This is a genomic window from Anaerovorax odorimutans, assembly GCF_024459955.1.
GTDB classification, from domain to species: domain Bacteria; phylum Bacillota; class Clostridia; order Peptostreptococcales; family Anaerovoracaceae; genus Hominibacterium; species Hominibacterium odorimutans_A.
The window spans coordinates 1-1,994 of record NZ_JANFXK010000053.1 but is presented as its reverse complement, the minus strand read 5'-3'; the positions used below and the strand labels follow the sequence as shown (position 1 = coordinate 1,994).

Here is a 1,994-nt window from a genome sequence, read left to right as displayed (position 1 = left end):
CGGGAGTTTGACACTTCATCTCCATCCAATATCTTCCATCAATTCTCACAAGCGTTGCAAATGCTTCTTTTTTTCCCTTAATTTTTAAAAAAATGTGTCAAATTTTTGATATTATTGTTGCGTCTATTGGCGTCTAGTGGTATAATATACTTATCTATATCGTTTGGAGGAACAACGCATGCGAGTGAGAACCGGCAAAACCAGCAATGGTCGTCTATTCTACATCATCAAAACCTATTACGACACAAAGGGCGTCGAACATACCATCACGGTTGAAAAACTGGGAAACGAGCACGATATCCGGCAAAGAACCGGCCGGGATCCGGACGAATGGGCAAGGGAACGCGCCAAATACCTGACCGAAAAAGAAAAAGAAGCGAACAAAAACGTCACGGTGGAGTTCTCCCCTTCTTCCTTGCTTACAAAGGATTACCAGTATACCTTTAACATCGGCTACCTTTTCCTGCAAAAGATCTTCCATGAGCTGAAGCTGGACCAACTCTGCGCCGCCATCCAGGCGGACAGCAAGATCACGTTCAACCTCAGCGATAGCCTCGCCAAACTCTGTTACGGCAGGATCCTGCATCCATCCTCCAAACTGGCGACCTTCGCGTTTTCAAAGACCCTTCTGGAACAGCCGGATTTTGAAGAGCACCAGATGTATCGGGCGCTGGACGTTCTGGCGGACCACTTCGACACGATCCAGGCGGGCCTGTACAAGAACAGCTTTGCCCTGGGGAACCGAAACACAAGCGTGATCTACTACGATTGCACGAATTTCTTCTTTGAAGCCGAGGAACCGGACGCGGACGGTTTGCGCAGGCACGGAAAGAGCAAGGAAAACCGGCCGCTTCCCTTAGTGGAGATGGGCTTGTTCATTGACCAGGATGGGATTCCCCTTACCATGAGCATCCATCCGGGAAACACCAATGAGCAGACCACGCTCAAACCACTGGAGAAAAAACTGCTGCGAGATTTCGCGCTCTCGAAATTTATCGTTTGCACGGACGCGGGCCTTTGCTCAAAAGCAAACAAGCGGTTCAATTCCCTGGGAAACCGCGCCTTCATCACCACCCAGTCCCTGAAAAAGCTGAACAAGGACTTGCGAGAAACCGCGCTCAGCCCAACCCAGTGGCGTTTAATGGGGGACAAACAACCATACAAATCCTATGACATTACGAAGATTGACGAAGAAAAGCATCCGAACTCCGTATTCTACAAAGAGCTTCCAGTGGACCATACGGACTTCGATGAACGGATCCTCGTCACCTACTCCATCAAATACAGGGACTACACGCGCAAGATCCGGGAAGGGCAAGTCGCGCGCGCGGAAAAGGCCCTGAAAAACAGCGGCGTCCGCGCAAAGAAACATGCCAATGATTTCCGGAGGTTCATCCGCAAGGAATGCTACACGGCAGACGGCGAACTCGCGGAGAAATCCCGCCAGTCCATCGATGTCGACGCCATCGCCAAGGAAGCCCGGTACGACGGCTTCTACGCGGTATCCACGAACCTAATGGACGACGACCCTTCAGACATCGCGGCGGTCAGCCACCAGCGGTGGCAAATTGAGCAGTGCTTTCGCACGATGAAAAGCGAATTCAAAGCAAGGCCGGCCTACGTGCGCAAGGACAACCGGATCAAGGCCCACTTCCTGACCTGCTTTATCGCGCTGGTTCTCTACAAATACTTGGAAAAACGATTGGGAAACAACTACTCCTGCGAAGCGATCACCGACACCCTGCGAAACATGGAAGTCCGAGAACTCGTTGGGGAAGGCTATCTTCCAACCTATACAAGAACGACCTTAACCGATGACCTTCACGAAACCTTCGGTTTCAGAACCGATTATCAAATCGTGACAAAGGCAGCTATGAAAAAAGTCGTGGCCGCGTCAAAGAAACGAAAATTGTACGCAAAAAAAGCATAACAAAAAATGCCAACGGATGTTGATTTTTCAACATCCGTCTTTTTTTAAGTGTCAAACTCGGGAT

At 49.9% G+C, this 1,994-nt stretch carries 1 protein-coding gene; it reads left to right on the top strand.

Annotation, left to right across the window (positions count from 1 at the left end; translation table 11 throughout):
• Positions 1 to 178: 178 nt before the first annotated feature.
• Positions 179 to 1,930, top strand: a complete 1,752-nt coding sequence (locus NE619_RS17720; RefSeq protein WP_256133821.1) for an IS1634 family transposase — start codon at positions 179 to 181, stop codon at positions 1,928 to 1,930.
• The last annotated feature ends 64 nt before the right edge of the window (positions 1,931 to 1,994 follow it).

Excerpts from the sequence above, each read along its gene's own strand:
- NE619_RS17720 (WP_256133821.1), top strand. The coding sequence starts at position 179 with ATGCGAGTGAGAACCGGCAAAACCAGCAATGGTCGTCTATTCTACATC.